At 61.5% G+C, this 20444-nt stretch carries 19 protein-coding genes, 1 pseudogene and 1 riboswitch; of the genes and pseudogenes, 15 read left to right on the top strand and 5 right to left on the bottom strand.

The features are described from left to right. The first annotated feature begins 25 nt into the window (after nt 1–25). Complete coding sequence (locus tag P0M12_RS18160; protein ID WP_054827303.1) at nt 26–1366, top strand: DUF1254 domain-containing protein; 1341 nt, start codon at nt 26–28, stop codon at nt 1364–1366. 50 nt (nt 1367–1416) lie between these two features. Here P0M12_RS18160 and P0M12_RS18155 read toward each other — a convergent pair whose 3' ends face one another. After that, nucleotides 1417–2208, bottom strand: a complete 792-nt coding sequence (locus tag P0M12_RS18155) for an SDR family oxidoreductase (RefSeq protein ID WP_209448386.1) — start codon at nt 2206–2208, stop codon at nt 1417–1419. Between the two features lie 166 nt (nt 2209–2374). Next, nucleotides 2375–2533, bottom strand: coding sequence for a hypothetical protein (locus P0M12_RS18150; RefSeq protein WP_155419158.1), 159 nt, complete (start codon nt 2531–2533; stop codon nt 2375–2377). A 156-nt stretch (nt 2534–2689) separates the two neighbouring features. Here P0M12_RS18150 and P0M12_RS18145 point away from each other — a divergent pair, with 156 nt between their 5' ends. The 5 genes from P0M12_RS18145 to P0M12_RS18125 all read left to right on the top strand — a co-directional run bounded on the left by P0M12_RS18145 (nt 2690) and on the right by P0M12_RS18125 (nt 7401). Then, nucleotides 2690–3547 (top strand): SIP domain-containing protein, encoded by an 858-nt coding sequence (locus P0M12_RS18145; RefSeq protein ID WP_277376674.1) that lies wholly within the window; start codon nt 2690–2692, stop codon nt 3545–3547. A 41-nt stretch (nt 3548–3588) separates the two neighbouring features. Further along, nucleotides 3589–3770: riboswitch (cobalamin riboswitch) on the top strand. 57 nt (nt 3771–3827) lie between these two features. Then, nucleotides 3828–4841 (top strand): ABC transporter substrate-binding protein, encoded by a 1014-nt coding sequence (locus P0M12_RS18140; RefSeq protein ID WP_209448385.1) that lies wholly within the window; start codon nt 3828–3830, stop codon nt 4839–4841. Next, nucleotides 4842–5594 (top strand): class I SAM-dependent methyltransferase, encoded by a 753-nt coding sequence (locus tag P0M12_RS18135; protein ID WP_277376673.1) that lies wholly within the window; start codon nt 4842–4844, stop codon nt 5592–5594. Further along, a complete protein-coding gene (locus P0M12_RS18130; protein WP_042920161.1) occupies nt 5591–6631 on the top strand; it encodes an iron chelate uptake ABC transporter family permease subunit in 1041 nt (346 codons plus the stop codon). Before P0M12_RS18135 ends, P0M12_RS18130 begins: the two co-directional genes overlap by 4 nt. Beyond that, nucleotides 6628–7401 carry an ABC transporter ATP-binding protein gene (locus P0M12_RS18125; RefSeq protein ID WP_003945691.1) on the top strand — a complete coding sequence of 258 codons (774 nt, stop codon included), beginning with the start codon at nt 6628–6630 and terminating at the stop codon, nt 7399–7401. Before P0M12_RS18130 ends, P0M12_RS18125 begins: the two co-directional genes overlap by 4 nt. A 15-nt stretch (nt 7402–7416) precedes the next feature. On the opposite strand, the gene P0M12_RS18120 is transcribed toward P0M12_RS18125, so the two are convergent. Continuing rightward, nucleotides 7417–9777 (bottom strand): arylsulfatase, encoded by a 2361-nt coding sequence (locus P0M12_RS18120; RefSeq protein WP_007734692.1) that lies wholly within the window; start codon nt 9775–9777, stop codon nt 7417–7419. A gap of 177 nt (nt 9778–9954) precedes the next feature. Here P0M12_RS18120 and P0M12_RS18115 point away from each other — a divergent pair, with 177 nt between their 5' ends. The 3 genes from P0M12_RS18115 to P0M12_RS18105 are packed head-to-tail and all read left to right on the top strand — an operon-like array spanning nt 9955 to nt 12280. Continuing rightward, entirely contained in the window at nt 9955–10932 is a 978-nt protein-coding gene (locus P0M12_RS18115) for an HAD family hydrolase (protein WP_208689817.1), read from the top strand. 12 nt (nt 10933–10944) lie between these two features. Continuing rightward, complete coding sequence (locus P0M12_RS18110) at nt 10945–11811, top strand: hypothetical protein (protein WP_277376671.1); 867 nt, start codon at nt 10945–10947, stop codon at nt 11809–11811. Nucleotides 11812–11866: 55 nt separating this feature from the next. Then, entirely contained in the window at nt 11867–12280 is a 414-nt protein-coding gene (locus P0M12_RS18105) for a PPOX class F420-dependent oxidoreductase (protein ID WP_277376670.1), read from the top strand. A gap of 18 nt (nt 12281–12298) precedes the next feature. Here P0M12_RS18105 and P0M12_RS18100 read toward each other — a convergent pair. Further along, a pseudogene (locus tag P0M12_RS18100) lies at nt 12299–13674 on the bottom strand (wax ester/triacylglycerol synthase family O-acyltransferase). 369 nt (nt 13675–14043) lie between these two features. Between P0M12_RS18100 and P0M12_RS18095 the strand changes: the two are divergent. The 5 genes from P0M12_RS18095 (at nt 14044) to P0M12_RS18075 (ending at nt 18768) form a co-directional block, all read left to right on the top strand. Further along, entirely contained in the window at nt 14044–14916 is an 873-nt protein-coding gene (locus P0M12_RS18095; protein WP_007734676.1) for a hypothetical protein, read from the top strand. A 70-nt stretch (nt 14917–14986) separates the two neighbouring features. Beyond that, nucleotides 14987–15775, top strand: a complete 789-nt coding sequence (locus P0M12_RS18090; RefSeq protein ID WP_021333197.1) for a hypothetical protein — start codon at nt 14987–14989, stop codon at nt 15773–15775. 49 nt (nt 15776–15824) lie between these two features. After that, complete coding sequence (locus P0M12_RS18085) at nt 15825–16439, top strand: hypothetical protein (protein ID WP_277376669.1); 615 nt, start codon at nt 15825–15827, stop codon at nt 16437–16439. 646 nt (nt 16440–17085) lie between these two features. Next, entirely contained in the window at nt 17086–17961 is an 876-nt protein-coding gene (locus tag P0M12_RS18080) for a haloalkane dehalogenase (RefSeq protein ID WP_047269290.1), read from the top strand. A gap of 168 nt (nt 17962–18129) precedes the next feature. Beyond that, nucleotides 18130–18768: a PAS and ANTAR domain-containing protein gene (locus P0M12_RS18075; RefSeq protein ID WP_037132380.1), complete on the top strand. Its 639-nt coding sequence runs from the start codon at nt 18130–18132 to the stop codon at nt 18766–18768. Between the two features lie 139 nt (nt 18769–18907). Here P0M12_RS18075 and P0M12_RS18070 read toward each other — a convergent pair whose 3' ends face one another. Further along, nucleotides 18908–19054 (bottom strand): hypothetical protein, encoded by a 147-nt coding sequence (locus tag P0M12_RS18070; protein WP_164490549.1) that lies wholly within the window; start codon nt 19052–19054, stop codon nt 18908–18910. Between the two features lie 181 nt (nt 19055–19235). Here P0M12_RS18070 and P0M12_RS18065 point away from each other — a divergent pair, with 181 nt between their 5' ends. Continuing rightward, nucleotides 19236–20423 carry a zinc-dependent alcohol dehydrogenase gene (locus P0M12_RS18065; protein ID WP_042452468.1) on the top strand — a complete coding sequence of 396 codons (1188 nt, stop codon included), beginning with the start codon at nt 19236–19238 and terminating at the stop codon, nt 20421–20423. Nucleotides 20424–20444 lie beyond the last annotated feature (21 nt).

Genomic DNA, 20444 nt, shown 5'->3' with positions numbered 1-20444 from the left:
CGACGTGCACGACGAGAGGGCAGAGATGACAGACACCAGTCGCACCGAGCTTGCAGCTCAGGCGTATATCTACGGATTTCCCCTCGTTTTCAATCTCGACCAGGTCCATCGGTATGTTCACAACGGTGTCGGAGCGAACCCCGCCGCACCTTTCAACACCTTCAGCCACGCCCGAACACTGGCCGGGCCGGCAGACACTTTCGTCACGATCAACAACGACACCGTGTATTCCATGGCGCAGATCGATCTCTCTGTCGGCCCCGTTGCGCTGCACGTCCCCGATACCGATGGCCGTTACTACGTCCTCCAGTTCGTGGACGCCTGGACAAACAATTTCGCTTACGTCGGGCATCGGGCCACCGGCACGAAGAGCGGAGACTTCCTTCTCGTCCCACCCACCTGGACGGGAACCCCGGCGGACCAGACCACGGTGATCAGATTTCCCACGAACATTGCGTCGATCGTGGGCCGGTGGGCATGCGGTGGCGACGACGACCTCCCTGCGGTGCACGCCTTGCAGGACGCCACCACGCTGACCGTCGTCGACTCCACCGGAAACTCGGCGGGTCTCCCAGTGCCCGAACCCGGGGTAAGCCAGGACCTCCTGTTCCTCGAGAAACTCCGCATCTGGTCACAGGCGTTTCCGCCGGCCCCGCGCGATCGAGAACTCCAGGATTCCTTCTCCCTGATCGGAATCACCGAGCACGGGGCCTCTCCCTACGTATCGCTGTCTGCCGACGAGGCAGCCGCGTTGGCTGACGGATTGACGATCGGTGAGAAGAACCTGCTCGAGGCCCTCACGAAAGGCTCCAGCCCCGAAGTCAACGGATGGAAGCTCACATTCCACGCCTTCGACTACAACCTCGACTACTTCGAGGTCGGCACAATCGACGATTCACAATTCAAGATCGCCGATCCCAAGTTGCGCATCGTCGAACGCGCCGCGGCTGCCAAGGGCGGGCTGTGGGGCAACCACCCTTACGAAGCGGCGTACATCATGACCTACGTCGACGATCAGGGCGAGCAGTTGAACGGAACCCACACCTACACAATAAGACTCGACCCCACTCCGCCGGTGAGCGCCTTCTGGTCGCTGACGATGTACTCGGTGCCGGACTTCTTCCTCGTGGCGAACCCCGTCGACCGATACTCGATCGGCGACCGCACTCCAGGAATCGTCCACGACGCCGACGGTGCGTTGACGATCACGATCAGCCACGAGGAGCCGAAAGACCCCACGGCGAAGGCAAACTGGCTGCCCGCACCGCGCGGGGATTTCCGACCGGTACTGAGAATGTACGAACCTTCGCCCGCCGTGCTCGATCAGTCCTACGTCGTCCCCGCCATCACTCGCTCGCAAGAATGACGGCTCGCGTCTGACGGCCTGCCTGTGCGGGCCGTCAGACGGACTCAGAATCAGGCGTGTGTGCCGCCGTCGACACGGATCTCCGTGCCCGTGATGAAGGCACCATCGTCGGATGCCAACATCGCGATAACTCCCGCAACACTTTCCGGCCCGGCCATGGGGGCACCACCGGACTCCAGATCAGTGCTCAGAATCGGTGACAACTTGCCGAAGAGCGACCAGTCGGTGTCTTCCGGCAAGTACGACGCCGTAGTATCGGTGATCCCGCTCTTCACACTGCCCGGAGCCACCGCGACGGCACGCAGACCCTGCTTGCCGTATTCGAGAGCCAGTGCGTGAGTGAAGGACTGGATTCCTCCCTTACTTGCGGCATACGCGGCCATGTACGGGTGCGCGAAGGCAGCGGAGGTGGAACTGAAATTCACCACGACTGCGTTGCCGGTGGCAAGGAGAGCCGGCAGTGCCTGGCGCGTGACGAGGAAAGTGCCCGTCAAATTCACGGAGAGCACCTGATTCCACAGGTCCAGCGAGGTCTCGTGGGTGTGCCCACCACGCAGTATCCCGGCGGCGTTGACCAGTACGTCCAATCCCCCGAGAGACGAAATCGCCTGACCCACAACCTTGATGACGGAACCCTCGTCACCGATATCGACGACGACGGTGTCGAGGCGATCCTCCGTCGAAGCATGTTCTGCCGATTTCCGGGTGTTCGCCAAACCCTGCTCGGAGATGTCGGCAGCGACCACGCGGCCACCTTCGGCGAGCAACCGCAGCGCGGTGGCCTGCCCGATTCCAGATCCTGCGCCGGTGACGAGAATACGACGACCTTCGAAACGATTCATTGCTGTGTACCTTTCACGAAAACGAGTTGGCTGGCATTCCAGGCTCGGTGGCGCCGACACTCACAACTCACCCGCGAGCAACTTCAGGTACGGGAAATGCGCAGCACTGCAACAGGTGTGGCACTGCGAAATCTCGGCGAGGCAATGCTCGCCGAAGTGGCGAATGTCAGACGGATCCGGCCGGTGCGGCCAAGGCTCTTTCGATCCAGACAAGACCGGACGGGCGGCGGTCGATCGCCTTACGCCCACGTCGGAAAGTCGCTACGCCGAATCGGGCCGTGCGCAGTGCACGGCCGGAAGCGAGAGAACAGCGGCGTATGGACATCACAGGCACGGTAGCAGCGCCGGCACCACTCGCTCAACCGCGTCGTTTCGAGACCCGAATCATTCAGGTAATCAGATGTCACTTCTGGACAACTCGCTCGACTTAGGCGGCACTAACCTGGCGGCATCCCGAAAACCCGATCCAGGAGCACAGTCGATGACACATGCAGACGCCTCGCGCACAACAACTCCCCCGACGACCGTCCTACGGACCGCTGACCACAATCGCGGACTCAACGACGTTCTCGCGATCGTCGAAGCGATGGAGCGACCGAGCGATCACCTGCTGCGGATCACGGCTCGTTTGACGGAGTCGACCGACGATCCGACCTGGTCACGCCCGAATGTGACCGTACGCATGAATCTCGGGCCGGCCTTCGACGACGCTTCGCGCGTGTACACGGTGCGTTCCTACGATTCAGCGAGCGGATCGATCGTCGTCGATGTGGTCCTGCACGGACAGACCAGTCCGATGATGAGGTGGGCAGCAGCGTTGGCCGTCGGTGACACCTTCGGCCTCACCGGTCCGCGGCCACACTTCTTGATCCCTGATGTTCCTGGTCGACGTATCGCACTTTTTCTGGACGGCACCGCAATACCCGCGTTGCACTCGATCATCGAACAGCTGCCTACCGACGTCGCCGGAATCGGCTGGGTCACAACAGATGACGAGGTCGCCTTCGCCGAACTACCCACCCTCCCCTGCCTGGAACTTCACCGCGTCAGCGTCGATCTCGCCGAGCCCGAAGGCCCGCTGTCAGTACGGGCGCGCGAGCTCACCGATCCCGAGAGCTACGTCGTGTGGGGCGCCGGTGAACGCAACGAGATGCGCGCAATCCGGAAGCACTTTCGATCGACCGTCGGACTCGACAAAAACGACGTCGCGATATTCGGATATTGGAAGGAGGGCGTCAGCAACACCGAAATCGACCTCCGTCGACGCGAGAACTACGAGCGCATCCTCGCCGACGGCGGAACCCTCACCGACATCGACGACCTGGCCATCGAGATCTGATTGCCTCACACCAGCCGACCTGACCGGCGGTGCACTGCGGTGATAAGTTCCTCTGTGCCAGCGGACCTCCACACAGGGGGTCAGGGAATCCGGTGTGAATCCGGAACTGACGCGCAGCGGTGAGGGTGACCGCCCGGGCTTACGCCACTGGATGAGAATCTGGGAAGGCGCTCGGGTGGGGCGATCTCGAGTCCGAATACCGGCTGGCAGCAGGGGTCAACAGGCGCCTGTTCACACGGTAACGGGCTCCGCGAACGAGCCCCTGCGAGAACGAGATTCCATGCGTCTGTCCAGACTTCGCCTACCCGCCGCCGCCGTCGCTGCCCTGTTGAGCGCGTCGTTGGTTGCCTGCTCCTCCGACGACAGTGCTGCCCGACTATCCAACTCTTCCGAACAATCGCGCGTGACAGTCCAGAACTGTGGCCGAGACGTCACGGTGGAGCGACCGATCGAACGGGCAATCGCGGTAAATCAACCTGCAGCAGAGATGCTGTTCGCGCTGGGAGTGCAGGACCGGATGGCCGGGTACGCCATGAGCGATGACGATGTCCTCCCAGAACTGCGCGAGGCGCGTGGTCAGGTCCAGGCGTTCGACACCGAGTTCCCGTCATTCGAAAGTGTCCTCGAACGCGAACCGGACATGGTTTACACGACGTTCAACTACACGTTCACCTCGGAGGGCATCGCCGACCGGATCAAGTTCACCGACCTCGGTGTCGCGACATATCAGTCACCCAGCGAGTGCACCGGTCAGGATGCCGAGCAGAGCAAGGCCCTCACGCTCGACGACTTGTACGACGAAATCAACGACGTGGCAACACTGTTCGATGTCAAGAACAAAGGTGTCGAGCTCACCGAGAATTTGAAGGATCGCGCGGCCACCGCCACGGCGGCACTGGGAGCTGAGAACGTGACGCTGGCGTGGTGGTACGCAGCCACGAAGACTCCGTACTTCGCCGGGTGCTGCGGTGCACCGGGAATCATGACCGACGCGGTGGGTGCGAAGAACGCCTTCGACGACAACAAGCAGTATTGGCCCGAAATCGGTTGGGAGAGTGTGCTCGATCGAGACCCGACCGTGCTGGTGCTCGCAGATCTCGACCGCGGTGGAGACGGCGACAGTGCCGCAGACAAGATCGCGTTCCTCGAATCGGACCCGGTCGCCAGCAAGCTCACCGCAGTGAAGAACAAGCGTTACATCATCCTCGAAGGAACGACGATGGATCCCTCGATCCGCAATGTCGGTGGCATCGAACAGCTCTCCGACGGGCTGCGCCAGTTGGGTGTGGTCTAGATGTCCGCGGAGATCTGTGAACTGGTGCGTCGGTGGGACGACCAGCAGGCGGCATACATCGCCGACCGTGAGAAGCGCTTCGACGTGATTCTCGACGTTCTCGAATTGCAGCACGCGCACACCCCGTTCACGGTTGTCGACCTGGCCTGCGGGCCGGGTTCACTGAGCGCCCGAATTCTCGAGAAGTTCGAGCATGCGAGCGTTGTGGGGATCGACTACGACCCGATGCTGCTGGAGCTCGCCCGCCAGTCGTCGACGCGTTTCGGTGACCGACTGCAGCTGATCGACGCAGATCTGGCGGGAGCCGATTGGCCGAATTCGGTGGCTGCGCCGGTTCAGGCGATAGTGTCGACAACCGCGCTGCACTGGTTGCAACCGCAGCAGCTCGTCGAGGTGTACCGGCAGTGCCGCGAACTGCTGAGTCCGGACGGAGTCCTGCTCAACGGTGATCACTTTCGTTTCGACAGCCGCTTCCCTGTCATCGGGCGATGGGCGAAGGCTCACGACGAGCAGACGCAACGCTCCGCCTTTGCTGCCGGTGCTCCCGAGTGGGAGAGCTGGTGGGAGGAGTTGCGGGCAACTCCCGGCATCGGGGCACTGACCGACGAGCGTGAGCGTAGATTCGCCGGACGTGACGCCACCGCGCCCACGGCCGTCGACTTCCAGTTGGCGGCGCTCGCGCAAGCAGGTTTTCGGGAGTCGGGGACGGTCTGGCAACTGTTCGACGACTACGTGGTCTACGGCGTGAGATGACGACAAGAGTTCGGCTGCGTGACAACCCGACGACCGTCACCCTGCTGTGGATGATCGGTGTTGTCACGCTGGCCGGATCGGCTGCCGTGGCAATCACGTTGGGGCCGGCCGGTCTGTCGGTCGGTGAGGTGGCTTCGATCGTCGTCGGCCATCTCGGCGGTACCGCGGCGGACGTCACCCCTATCCGTGACGGCATCGTCTGGGACCTCCGTCTGCCGCGTACCCTGCTCGCCGCGCTCTGCGGTGCCGGTCTCGGGTTGTGCGGTGCGATCATGCAGTCGCTGCTTCGCAATCCGCTGGCCGATCCATTTGTCCTCGGTATCTCGTCCGGCGCCTCGACCGGTGCCGTACTGATCGTGATCCTCGGAGTCGGGTCGGGAGTGATCGGCTTGTCGAGCGGCGCCTTCATCGGCGCGGTGATCTCCTTCGCCCTTGTGTTGCTGCTCGCCCATGCGGCCGGCGGCACGCCGGATCGGGTGATCCTGGCCGGTGTTGCCGCGACCCAACTGTTCTCCGCGCTCACCTCGTTCATCGTCATCACCTCGGCCGATCCCGAGCAGACCCGCGGCGTGATGTTCTGGCTCCTGGGCTCACTCGGCGGCGCCGACTGGCTCGACGTCGCACTCTGCGCTGCGGTGGTCGCAGTCGGCCTCGCGGTCTGTCTGACTCACTCCCGCGCACTCGACGCCTTTGCCTTCGGCGAGGACGCGGCGTCGTCGCTGGGGGTGAACGTGTGGCGGGTGCGTGTGACCCTGTTGTTGGCAACAGCCTTGATGACCGCGGTGATCGTGAGCGTCGCAGGTGCCATCGGCTTCGTGGGGCTGGTCCTCCCGCACGCGGCGCGGGCTCTCGTCGGTTCGAACCACCGCCGACTCCTGCCCGCGTCCGCACTGATCGGCTCCATCTTCCTTGTCTGGGTCGACGCTGTGGCACGCACAGCCATTGCGCCGCAGGAACTCCCGGCCGGTGTGGTGACCGCGCTGGTCGGTGTGCCTGCGTTTGCCGTCATCCTCTGGAGACGGAAGGCCAGGCCATGACACTCGAAGCTACCGGCGTCAGTTGGCGGGTCGGCGGGGCGCTCATAGTCGACGACCTCGACGTCTCGCCTACAACCGGAAGTACGGTGGGGCTTCTCGGCCCCAACGGCTCGGGGAAATCGACGCTGCTGAAACTGCTTGCCGGGCACAATCGTCCGACATCCGGTGTCGTGACCCTGGACCGAACCCCGTTGTCCGACTGGAAACGCCGCGACATCGCGCGTCGGATCGCGACCGTTGATCAGCACAGCAACACCGAGATCGATCTGACGGTCGCGGAGGTAGTCGAACTCGGACGCACACCTCACCGCGGACTGTGGGGTGGGCAATCGGATTCCGATCGCGACGCCGTCCGGGCAGCGATCGAACACACCGACCTCGCCGGCATGCTGGACCGGTCGTGGCACACCCTGTCCGGCGGGGAGCGCCAACGCGTACAGATCGCGCGCGCCCTCGCTCAGGAACCCCACGAGTTGCTACTCGACGAGCCGACCAATCACCTGGACATCAATCACCAACTCGAACTGCTCGCGCTCGTGCGACGCCTCCCCACCACCACGATCATGGCATTGCACGATCTGAATCTGGCCGCCATGTTCTGCGATTCGATAGTGATGCTGAACCGTGGATCCATCGTTGCCCACGGAAGCCCGACCGAGGTCCTCACCGCCGACCTGATAGCCGAGGTCTACCAGGTCGACGCCGAGGTCCGCTTGGACGGTCCCGGCGGAGTACCTACCGTGAGATACCTTCCGCCCGGCACAGATTAGACGCACTCGGAACTGTCATTCACGCGAGAGCATCGCCACTGCTTCGCGTTCGAGGTCGACGTAAGGTTCACCACTGACGTCGATGGCCACCCGGTTGAGCGTTCCACCCGTGAACGCCCATGGCGACGTACCCGGGTAGTCGTCGGTTACGGGCTCCCCGCTGTCACGGCCTGCGTTGAGCCCTTCGCCGCCACCGATGCTGAACTTGCCTGGCTGAGTGCGGATTCTGCCCTCACCGACTTTCCGATCGCCGTAGTAGAGGCCGAGCACCCCGTGCGCAGTGCCCGGCGGATCCTCGCCTTCCTTCTCGAAAGTTGCTGCCAAGATTATATTTTCGCCGATCGGAAGGTCTTCGGTGGCATCGATCTTCTGCTGTTCACTGCCGAGGAAGTTGTACACGTAATGCAGGCGGTTGTCCTTGACGTACAGCGAATGACCACCGAACCTGCCGCCATGCGAGAAAAGCACACCGGTCGCACCTGGCTCGGCCAAATCGACAACTGCCCCGATCGAGAATGAACGATTACGAAGGTTGACGGCGACGGCCTCCGGCACCTCGGCTCCGCCCGGGCGGTAGACATACCGGTTTCGCGGCGGGGCCAACTGAGGGCGAGGCGTGGTGAGAAGTTCGACACCGGACCGATCGTCCAGTGGCAGAGCTTGATTGGCACCGGCCTCGTGGAACCACAACCCCACCAGCTCTGCCAGCCTGCCGGGTTCTTCATCCGCAAGGTTCCGGAGCTCGGCTCGGTCCAACTCTGTGTGGTAGAGCTCCCAGGTGTCTTCCGAGAAATGGCCCCACCCGCTCAGAGTCGGGTGCGTGGTGACGGCCTTCCAGCCGTCATGCCAAATTCCTCGTCCTCCGAGCATCGAATAGAACTGGGTGTGCTTGGCGGTGGGGATGTTGCCGGCATCGAAGCTGTACCGCATGCTCACGCCTTGAATCGGGTGCTGGGTGTACCCCTTCACCGTGTCAGGCAAGTCGACGCCGACGCAGTCGAGCAGAGTCGGGACGACGTCAATGGCGTGATGGTACTGATCTCGAATCTCGCCACGGGCATCGATGCCCTCCGGCCACGAGATGATGCATGGGTCGCAGGTTCCACCGTTGAACGAGTACCGCTTCCACATCTTGAAGGGCGTGTTGAACGCCATCGCCCACCCGTTGGGATAGTGGTTGTACGTCTCGGTGCTGCCCAACTCGTCCAGCTTCGCCAGGTTCTCGGCTAGGTCGTCGGGTACACCGTTCGCAATCTTGTTCTCGTTGACAGATCCGTCGGGTCCGCCCTCACCGCTGGCACCGTTGTCGGAGACCACCACGATGATCGTGTTGTCGAGCTGCTCGATTTCTTCGAGGTATCCGAGCAGGCGTCCGATCTGATCGTCACAGTGCGAGAGGAAGCCCGCGTATACCTCCGCCATCCGTGAGAACAGTCGCTGCTCGTCAGCGGAGAGGGTGTCCCAGGGGCGGGTGAAATCCAGCGGCGGGAACGGTTCGCCGTCGGGCCCGGTGCGGGTCTCAGGAGTGCCTATCGGGTTGAGTGAGGGCAGGGTCGTGTCTTTCGGGACAAGTCCCATTTCCTTCTGTCTGGCCAGAATCTCGTCCCGCATGGCTTCGTACCCTGCGTCGAACCTGCCTGCGTAGCGATCGGCCCATTCGCGGGGCGCGTGATGCGGAGCGTGTGCGCACCCGGGTGCGTAGTAGAGAAATACAGGCCGGTCCGGAGCTATCGACTTCACGTCACCGATGTATTCGAGCGCTCTGTCGGTGATATCGACGCTGAAGTGATACCCCTCTTCGGGCGTCGACGGCTGTTCGACGGGGTGGTTGTCGTGGACGAGATCGGGATACCACTGATTGGTCTCGGCGCCGAGAAAGCCGTAGAACCGCTCGAATCCGCGGCCGACCGGCCAATTCCGTTTCGTGGAAGCAAGATTCATCTCGTCTTCTGCGCACAGGTGCCACTTGCCGACCATCGCGGTGCTGAATCCCTGCTCGACCAGAACCTCGGCGAGCGTGGCACATTCGGGAGGGATGTGACCGTTTCCGCCGGGAAAACCGACCGCGCACTCGCTGATGCAGGCCATGCCGTTGGTCGTGTGGTTTCGCCCGGTGAGCAGACACGATCGCGTCGGGGAGCACAGCGCTGTGGTGTGCCACTGCCCGTACCGCAATCCGTTGCCCGCGATGCGGTCGATGTTGGGCGTCTCGATCGGTCCCCCGTAACAACCCAAGGCGCCGTATCCGACGTCGTCGAGAACGATGTAAAGAATATTCGGTGTGCCGGCGGCGGCCTTCGGCTGCTCGTACGGGCTCCAGTCGGGAATCGAATCGCGAATATCGAGGTTGACGACGCCTTTGAATGCGTTGGCCATGATCTGGCTCCTTGTAGGTCATCTGATTTCCAGCCTCTACGGCCGCATGGTGAATCGCATACCCCGATTGTGGTCACCGAACCGCTGTCGCCCGAAATGGGCGATGCCATTTTCGGCAGGAGATCCGAGTATGAGAGTGCCGGATTTGTCATCGACTCACTGGAAGCCAGGGACCACATGAGCAGTCAATTCGTTGAAGCCTCCACCTCCGACACCTGCGACCCGCTACCGAGCTGGCAAGACGGCCCGCCGAAGCAGGCCGTCCGGCGATTCGTCGAACGCGCGACGACTGAGGGAAGTCCGGACGAAATCGCACCGGAAGACAGGATCGCAGTCTTCGACAACGACGGAACCCTGTGGTGTGAGAAGCCGATGCCGATCCAACTCGACTTCATCCTGCGCCGCCTCGTCGAGATGACCAACCAGGATCCGACTCTTCGCAACCGTCAACCGTGGCAGGCGGCGTTCGAAAAGGACTACGCCTGGTTGAACGATGTGATCTCGAAGCACTATCGCGGCGACGACAGCGCACTGAAGGTGCTCGCGGCCGGTGTCCTGGCGGCATTCGCCGAAGTCACGGTCGACGAATTCGAAACCCACGCCGATACCTACCTGCGCACTGCTTCGCACCCCACTCTCGGTCGCGAGTATCTGCACTGCAGCTATGCACCCATGGTGGAGTTGCTCGATTACCTTGCAGCCAAGGGATTCTCGAACTACATAGTCTCTGGAGGCGGACGTGACTTCATGCGTCCGATCAGCCAGGAGGTCTACGGAATCCCCCGAGATCGCGTCATCGGCAGCGGCGTGGCCTTGACGTGGAAGGACGACGGGCACAGCGGCACAATTCTCCGTCAGCCCCAAACCGATGTCGTCGACGACGGGCCGGCCAAGCCCGTACAGATCTGGAACCGAATCGGCCGACGACCTGTCATCGCGGCCGGAAACAGCAACGGTGACCTACCTATGTTGAAGTTCGCCGAACACCCGAACGTTCCGGCACTTCGCCTTCTGGTGCTCCATGACGATCCGGAACGCGAGTTCGACTACGTGGACGGGGCCGAGCACGCACTCGACGTCTCGCGCGCAAACGGGTGGACGGTGGTGAGCATCAAGAACGACTGGAAGACAGTCTTCGAACGATTCGCCGAATGACAGTATTGATACGTGACCCTCGATGATGTCGCCGACGAACTCTACGGCCTCGACCCCGGCGAGTTCGTAGAGGCGCGTACAAAGCATGTGAAGGCTGCCCGGGACGACAACGACCGCGCACTGGCCGCAGAGATCGGAAAACTTCGGAAGCCGACCACCGTGGGGTGGTTGGTCAATCTCATCTCGCGCGATGCACCAGAGGATCTGGATGCACTTCTCGCGCTTGGCGAATCGCTACGCGACGCTCAACGCCATCTCTCGGGCGCGGACTTGCGACGGCTGACGACACAGAGGCAGCAGGTGGTGCGGAGTCTCGCCCACAAATCCGGTGAGATCGCCGCTTCACGGGGAAAAAGCGTCGGCGAGGATTCGTTGCGCGATGTCGCGCAGACTCTCAATGCCGCCCTGGCCGATGAGGAGACTGCCGCGCAGGTTAGACTCGGACGGGTCGTGACCGCTGCGAGTTACAGCGGTTTCGGGCCGGCGGGACTTGCTGTAGTGGAGGAGGATTCTGCACAAGACGCCCCTGCGATCCACACCGAAGAACACGCTCCGGCCAAGTCCACTGCTCCGGATCGCAAGGCCGAACAAGCCAAGGCGAAAGCAGAATTGAAGGAAGCCAGGGCAGGCGTCGAGAAGATCCGACGACGGGTCAAGGCCGAGACCGCCCAGTTCGAGGATGCCAGGTCAAAGCTGTTCCACCTCGACCGTCGCATCGAAGAACTCCGCGCCGATCTCGAACACGCAGAACAAGAACGACAGTTCGCCAAGAACACCGAGAAGGCTGCCCGCGTCGCAGTTCGAGAGTCCGAGGAGGAACTTCGCGAGGCCGAGTGGCGGGTCGACGAAGCAGAAGAGGCCCTCGACGAGATGGAATGAGTTGTACGTTCGGAGATCTTGACCTCTACAGCAGTTCAGGTTCTAGCGTAATTTCATGACATTCACCCGAATCGAACTCGACTACCTGGCCACACAGACTCTCGGTCGCCTCGCGACGGTTCAACGGAACGGAACGCTGCAAGTCAGTCCGGTCGGGTTCCACTACAACCCGGATACAGCCACGATCGACATCAGCGGTTACAACATGACGGGCAGCCGTAAGTTTCACAATGTCGCAGACAACGGTCGGATCGCGTTCGTCGTGGACGACATCGCATCCGTAGATCCATGGCAGGTCAGGTGCGTCGAAATCCGTGGACGGGCAGAGGCTTTGGATGCTACAGGTGCTGCTGCGCATGGTCTCGACGCGCCGATCATCCGTATCCACCCCGAACGCATCATCAGCTTCGGCCTCGACGACAAAGAACTGGACGTCCACCAGTTGGTCGTGAACGGACGTGACGTCTGAATGCCCAAATCGAATTGATCAGCCTGCGGCGGCTTCGAGCTCACTCAGTGATTCCTCGAGGTGACCGAGAAGCCGCTGCAGGTGCGGAACATTGCGGCGGCAACCGACGAGACCGAACTGCATGGTGTCCGCATAGCCGATGACGGTGATGTTCATTGCCTGCCCGTCCAACGGAATCGATGCCGGATAGCAGCTCTCGAGCTTCGCGCCGTTCCAGTATCGCGTCGTCGTCGGGCCGGGGACGTTGGAAATCACCAGATTGAAGACTGGGCGCCCAGTGATCAGTCGGGATGAACCAGGGATCAGCGGCAACCCGAGGCCGGCAACATTCAATGCACTGAGCGCCGTGATCTGCAGGGGCGTCAGGCCCGACATCAGGGACTTGGCGCTACTCATCGAGTCGTGAACTCTCTGAAGTCTGGCCGCCGGATCCGCCAATTCGGTTGCCAGATCACACAACACCGCACCAACAGCATTGCCGGAAGCCTCACCCTCATCGCCTTACGAAGTGATACCGGCACCATCGCGATCAACGGTTTGTCCGGCAACTCGTCCAGTTCGATCAGGTAACGCCGCAGCGCGCCCGCGCACATAGCCAACACCGCATCGTTGAGCGTCACGTCTGCAACGCAACTGACCTTGCGCAGGCGCTCGATCGGCCACGACTGCGCGGCGACACGCCTCGCGCCGGTGATCGGGACGTTGAAGATCGATTTCGGAGCAGCGAACGGTAACGGTGCGACGTGGTCCTTCACCGCCGAGGCAGCGGCGTTCACTATCGCAGGGCCGACCCCGACCACATCTTGCACGGTCTCGATCACGGAGCCCACCCGCCTATGCAGGTCCAGCCCGCGACCGGCACGAACCCGCCCCGAAGAAGGTCGTTGCGCCCATGGAGGCATCGAATGTCGATCGTGCGGATCCGACGAGAGGCTGCGGTACCACGCCTGAACAGCAGACACACCATCCATGAGCGCGTGGTGCGTCTTCATGTACACGGCAACTCGGCCGTCGGCGAGACCTTCGATCACGTACGCCTCCCACAGCGGCCGATGCCGATCGAGCAGCGTGCCGTGGAGCATGGAGGTCAGCTCGAGCAACTCGCGGACTCGACCCGGCTTGGGCAGCGCGAGCAACCGGACGTGATACTCGAGATCGACGTCTGCGTCCTCCGTCCAACGCACCGGCGCGAAGTTCGACAAGAACTGCACCGGCTTGCGACGGAAGAGGGGCCGAATCGAGTCGACGTCGGTGCGCGAACGGTAGAGCGATCTGGCGAATTCGCCGTCGTCCCCTTCCGGCGGAACGAAAAGCGACAGGCCACCGACGTGCATGGGATGCTCCCGTGACTCCATCAGAAGGAACATCGAGTCGAGCGGCAGCATCAGCGTCATGGCGATCCGTTCTCTCGGGCAGCTGCCCGGAGTACCGATCAGCCGCTGTTCGACAAAGTTACTCGCCCTGACTTCCCTCATTGGCGACTCCGACAAAACATTGCCCCCTCGATTTCGACAGGAGTCCGATATTCCCGTCGACGAACGCCTTTTCGGGTCGAAGCACCTCACAGCGATTCGTGGGTGAATGACGAGACACAGAGCACTGCAACAAATTTCAATCCTCACAGCCACAAGTAGTAGCGGAGGCGATCGCAGTAATACTTTTGTCGGAATTGTTTCAAATTGTCTGTACATCCAAGTCACACGTGACTACCGTCACTCATCATCACAATCCCGACTGGTCGGTTGTACCCAAAGGAGAAATACATGTCCCGACGTTCGACGTCGCGTGGGCTTTTCGGCGCACTCGCCACCGCAACTGTGTTCGCCACCGCCGCTGCGGTGGGAAGCTTGTCAGCAAGCATTGCAGGAGCCGCCCCGGCAGCGGAGATCCCCTTCGGCGGTTGGGATTCATGTCCGATCGACAATCCCGAGACCAGCACCTGTATGGACGTCACGGTCACCGGCGGAAACATGAAGATCGGCAAGCTTTCCGTCAGCATTCCCGCCGGGGCGATGCGCATCGCAGGCGGAGTTGCATACCGGGAGAATCCAGAGGCTGAATTCGGATTCGACCAAGTATTCATCCCGCCGAACGACAACAGTCGGGGGATCTACGCCAAACCCATCGACATCCCCGGGGGCGCACTCGGAATCGACCTGCCATTCAACAATCTCTTCGGACTGAACAAGGCTTCGGCCACCGTAGAGTCGACGTCTGCACTCCCCACCGTGGATGCATTTCAGCTTGGTGTGAAGCTACCCGTCAAATTGAAGATCGCGAACCCTCTCCTCGGCGGCAAATGCTACCTGGGCTCGGACAACAACCCCGTCCAACTCAACTTGGATGTGACCGAATACGGTGTCCTCGAAGAGGTTCCAGGTTTCCCGGATACTGCCGTCGTTCGAAACACCGGGCACACCGGACAGCCCTTCGCGGTCCCGACAGCTTCCGGGTGTGGCCCGTTCGGCGTTCTGAATCCAATCGTCAACTGGCGCGCCGGGCTTCCCTCGTCCACCACGTCCAACTCCCTCGCCACGACGAGTGACGTCTACAACATCGGTGCCGACAGCCTCAGGCCCCAGCCGGCCGGCTCACCCGAACCCGCTGCCGTCGTTGCCGAACGTAGTGCCAACTAGCAATCCAACCGACTGCCACAGAACCGTCATCGACGACAGATTGCCACCTCGAAACGGAGTTCACTTGTCCATGCGCACAATACGATTCAGAGCCGCGCTCGCCGTCGTCGCAGCGGGAGTCCTCACTCTCGGGGCGGTGTCAACCGCGACGGCGGCCCCGCTGCCCAATGCGCCGTTCGGGGGCTGGGGAAAATGCCCGATAGCCAATCCGGAGACAAGCACCTGTGTCGATGTCGTCGTCAAAGGCGGCGAAATGAACATCAACGGGCTCAAAGTACCGATTCCTTCCGGCTCGTTGAATATCGCCGGCGGTGTCGCCTATCGCGAGAACCCCGACGCTGAATTCGGGTTCGACCAGATCTTCATTCCTCCCACTGACGGCACCAAAGGCGTCTATTCCAGCCCCATCGAGGTACCAGGAGGAATCTTCGGGCTCGGTATACCGTTCCCCGGCGGCTTGACCACCATCAAGGCAACAGTCGAACCGGTCGCGTTGCCAACAGTCGACGCATTCCAACTCGGTGTCACACTTCCGGCAAGATTGAAGATCTCCAACCCCTTGCTGGGCGGCAACTGCTATCTGGGTTCTGCGAGCAACCCGATCATGTTCAAACTCGGAGTTTCCGAAAATGGTGTCCTGGAGGAAGTTCCAGGATTTCCGGATACCGCCGCCGTCAGAAACGTGACGCACGCCGACCAGACGTTCGCGGTACCGGGCGCATCTGGATGTGGACTGTTCGGCGCACTGAATTGGGCCGTCAATCTTCGCGCCAACGTTCCGTCTTCGAGTGGTCACAACTCGTTGACCACCACAAGCGATGTGTTCAACATCGGCGCCGACAGCCTGCGGACGCAGTAGAGCAAGCACCGGCGACTCACGAAGTATCACCGACAACAAGGAGATATCGATGTCCCATGCAGTTCGCCGCACCACCTTCGTCACAGCTGCCGCAGTAGCCGCGATCGCGGTCGCAGCCGGCGCCGCTTCGGCTTCCACCGTCGTCACTCCAGCGGGTCAAGCCGTGACTGCCTCGAGCAGCAATCTCAGTATCAAGACTGGCACAATCACGCTTACCTGCTCCAGCACGACGGGATCCGGAACCATCCCAGCGGCGCCGGGTAACTCCACCACCGGCACGGGCGGGATCAACGTAAACATCGGCACCCCCAGCCTGACCGGGTGCAAGGCTAACGGCCTACCCGCTGTGGTCACGACCTCCGGCTCGTGGCTATTGAACGTCTCGGCAGACACCGGATCGGCTCAGGGATCCCTGGTCATTCCTGCAGGAGGCGCAGTCGTCACGATGCCCGGATCAACATGCACAGTCACCGTCGGGGCCAGCACTGTCGGACCGCTGCCATTCGATATTCCCAACCAGCGCGTCGTGGCAAGCAACACCGGCACCGTGAACTACACACGCACCGGCACCGGACCCGTCTGCCCCGCCGCAGCCACTGGCACGGCAACAATGTCGGGCACACTGCAGTTCGCATCGGCCACACCGATCAACGTGACACCGTGACGATCGACAGCTAGACAATAGGGCTCGTTGGGGGATCGACGCTTCCGTCGGTCCTCCAACGAACGTCCTGTGGACCGGGTCCGCACACGATCGCCTTCGGTTTCGCCACGAAGCGGACCGGCGCATTATCCATCTGCTGCTTCGGTGGCGTCGAGTAACGCGTCAAGGGCGCGGTGGAGCTCGGCGAGTTCCCGCCCTCCGGTTTTCGTCAGCACTTCCGTATTCTTTGCATCCAATTGGCGGACAATGTCTTTAGCGAGCTCTATGACTCGTTTGCCCTCGTCACTGAGATCGAGGCGAACGGCTCGCGCATCGCGTCTATCGCGTTCACTGACAACAAACCCGCTCTTCTCCAACGCTCGCACGAGCTTGGATATGTAGATTCGCTGCAATCCTGTGTGCGCTGAGAGTTCTCGCTGACTCGGCCTCTCCCCCGCACTCACCAGACCATGCAGAGACGCGAGCACTGAATACTGGGCGTGAGTCAACCCCAGGTGCGCGATCGCTCGGTCAACCCCCGCCCGCCAGCGCAAGCCAAGGTGCCACACCAGCGACCCTGTCGTCCATGTTTCTCGATCTTGCATACAAATAGAATACATGGCTACTATCTCAATTAGAGTATATGGAAACTATTTGAGGAGTCGCAATGCCCACAATTCCCGTGCTCGACTCGACCATGGCCTACCGCTCGCGCGGTGAAGGAACACCCTTCGTACTCATCCACGGAAACCCCACATCCTCGCACTTGTGGCGAAACATCCTGCCGCAGATAGGAAATCTAGGCCGCGCACTTGCCCCTGACCTCATCGGAATGGGGCAGTCAGGCAAACCGCCAATCAACTACGGCTTCCTCGACACCGCCCGCTACCTCGACGCCTGGTTCGACCAGATGGAACTCGACGACGTCGTACTCGTCGGACACGACTGGGGCGGGGCACTTGCACTGGACTGGGCTGCCCGCCACCCCGATCGCGTCCGAGGTGTGGCCTTCTTCGAAACGATCCTTCGTCCGATGACCTGGGACGAACACTTCCCGGGAGAGGCACGGGCACGGGTGGAAGCTCTGAGGGACTCCGACACAGGAGAGACGAAGGTACTCGACGAGAACTTCTTTCTCGAAATAGCGCTTCACAGAACGGTTCTCGGTGAAATGACCGAAACCGATGCCGAGGCCTATCGCTCCCCTTATCCGTCACGAGAGAGTCGCCGACCCCTTCTCGAGTGGCCACGATCCTTCCCCATCGAAGGAACTCCCGGTGACGTGAATGCACGTGTGGCGGCGTACAGCGATTGGCTCGCAGAAAGCACCGACGTACCCAAACTTCTTCTCACCTTCAGCGGCCCCGCAGAACTTCTCATGATCGGACCTGACGAAGTCACGTGGAGCCGATCGAATATCGCAAATCTCGAGGTGGAACAGTGCGGTCCCGCAGGACATCTCGCCCCCGAGGATCAGCCTGCGGCCATCGCGGCGGCGATCACCGAATGGACAGAGCGGCAACACTGTTTCAACCGCGAGTGACGTGGGACCGTCGCCAAGTACTCTGAGCGCCGGTTTCCCCGACCCATGCGGTAGCGATCCAGACGATGCTCCGAAATATGGGACCGACACCACCTCCGCCGGATTTGTCCGATATAACTAACTGGCGAGTACGCCGGTTGGGACGAGGTCGAGAACGAGGGGGCGTGTGTGGTGAACGAGGACGGGTTGGGGCGAACGTCAGGATCGGGGGCTCCACACCGGGTGGGCGGCTTTCTCTATCACCGCAACGGCGACCGGTGGGAGTGGTCGGACGAAGTTGCACGGATTCACGGATACGAACCCGACCAAGTAGCTCCGACGACAGAATTGATGCTCTCGCACAAGCATCCCGACGACCGAAGACACGTTGCCCAGACACTGCACGCCATCCGCACTTCAGGCGGACCGTTCAGCAGCCGCCACCGCATCATCGACACTGCAGGGGATACTCACTCGGTAATCGTCGTCGGCGACAGCGTCGTGGACGAGTCGGGTGCCGTGGTCGGCAGCTCAGGCTTCTACATCGACGTCACCGAAACCCTCGACAGCACGGTGAAAGCGTCTGTCGACGTGCTGGTCAACGAAATCACCGCTTCTCGCGGAGTAATCGAGCAAGCCAAAGGCATGCTCATGGTGATCTACGGCATTTCGGCCGATCGCGCCTTCGACATACTCGTGTGGCGTTCTCAAGAGACCAACGTGAAACTCCGGGATGTTGCCGAGCAGTTGATAGTTCGAACGCTTGACGACTTCCGGGTCCCGACACTACTGCGGACCCGATTCGATCACGTGCTGTTACAGGGTTGAATGACAACAGGGTTGAGGGATCTGCTCAAGGCGGTTCCCGTGGCTGGCTGCTCAACCTCGAGGAACCTCGCCCGCATTGATTCCGGGACGGTCCGATGCGGCCTATCCCCGTTGTTACCCAACGCGGAGTAAAAGGAAACTACTCGTCGTCAGACTTCTCGCCGGAGGTCTCCTCGACCAGTTCAGGCGCCTGTTCTCGCGTTGCCATTCCCCCGTCGCCGCCCTTGTCCACGGGTCCTGGGTGCCCACCCTTGGGCGACTGGTCGTTGTCGTCTTTGTCGGTCATGCGATCGTCCTCATCATCTCGTCGTCTCAGTCCTGGAGCCGGTGCAAAGAGACCGGGACCCAGCTCCATCTCAATCTAACGCGCTCAGGACTTCTCGCAACCCTCACCGATTTTGTTTGCATTTCAGTGCTTTCGGGCAGGTGACTGCGAACAGCATTTCCACGATGAGAGGTCGATCCCAGTGCGCGCAGTGACTTGGCAAGGCAAACGGAAAGTAAGCGTCGATACGGTTCCGGACCCGAAGATCGTCGAACCCACCGACGCGATCATCAAGGTCACCACGACGAATATCTGCGGATCCGATCTGCACCTGTACGAGACTCTGGGTGCGTTCATGAATGCCGGCGACATTCTCGGCCATGAACCGATGGGAATCGTCGAAGAAGTCGGTTCGGAAGTCACGAATCTCGAGATAGGTGACCGCGTCGTGATTCCGTTCCAGATCTCGTGTGGCAACTGTTTCATGTGCGATTCGAGCCTCTACACACAGTGCGAGACGACGCAGGTCCGCGATCAGGGAACGGGCGCAGCATTGTTCGGCTTCTCCGAGCTCTACGGCTCGGTGCCCGGCGGGCAGGCTGAGTACCTCCGAGTACCGCAAGCACATTTCACACACATCAAAGTTCCCGAAGGTCCCGCGGATTCGCGATTCGTCTACCTCTCCGACGTGCTCCCCACCGCTTGGCAGTCGGTCGAATACGCCGACATTCCGCCGGGTGGGTCCGTGACAATCCTCGGCCTCGGACCGATCGGTGACATGGCGGCTCGTATCGCCCACCACAAGGGGTTTCGAGTAATCGGTGTGGACCGTGTACCCGAACGCCTTGCGCGCCTTGCCGAACGCGGCATCGAGACCCTCAACCTGGACGACTACGGCAGCAAGATCGGCGATGCCATCAGAGACGCGACAAACGGCCGCGGAACCGATTCGGTGATCGACGCTGTCGGTATGGAAGCGCACGGGTCTCCGATCGGAAAGCTCGCGCAGCAGTTCGTCGGACTCCTTCCCGATGCTCTTGCCGCGCCTGCGATGCGTAACGCAGGAATCGATCGCCTTGGCGCTGTCTATTCGGCCATCGACATCGTTCGGCGCGGCGGAACCATTTCTTTGATCGGTGTCTACGGCGGAATGGTTGATCCGCTGCCGCTGATGACCATGTTCGACAAGCAGATTCAGCTCAGGATGGGCCAGGCGAACGTCAAGAAGTGGGTAGAGGACATCATGCCCCTGCTCACTGACGACGACCCACTCGGCGTCGACACCTTTTCCACCCATCAGCTGCCGCTCGATCAGGCGCCACACGCCTACGAGATCTTCCAGAAGAAGCAGGAAGGCGCGGTCAAGATCCAACTGAAACCGCACCTGTAGTTCAACGCCGATCAGGTCGAC

Source organism: Rhodococcus sp. RCBS9 (assembly GCF_029457415.1).
GTDB classification, from domain to species: Bacteria; Actinomycetota; Actinomycetes; order Mycobacteriales; family Mycobacteriaceae; genus Rhodococcus_F; species Rhodococcus_F qingshengii.
The sequence above is the reverse complement of the archived record's forward strand: the minus strand, read 5'-3'. Positions and strand labels throughout refer to the sequence as shown.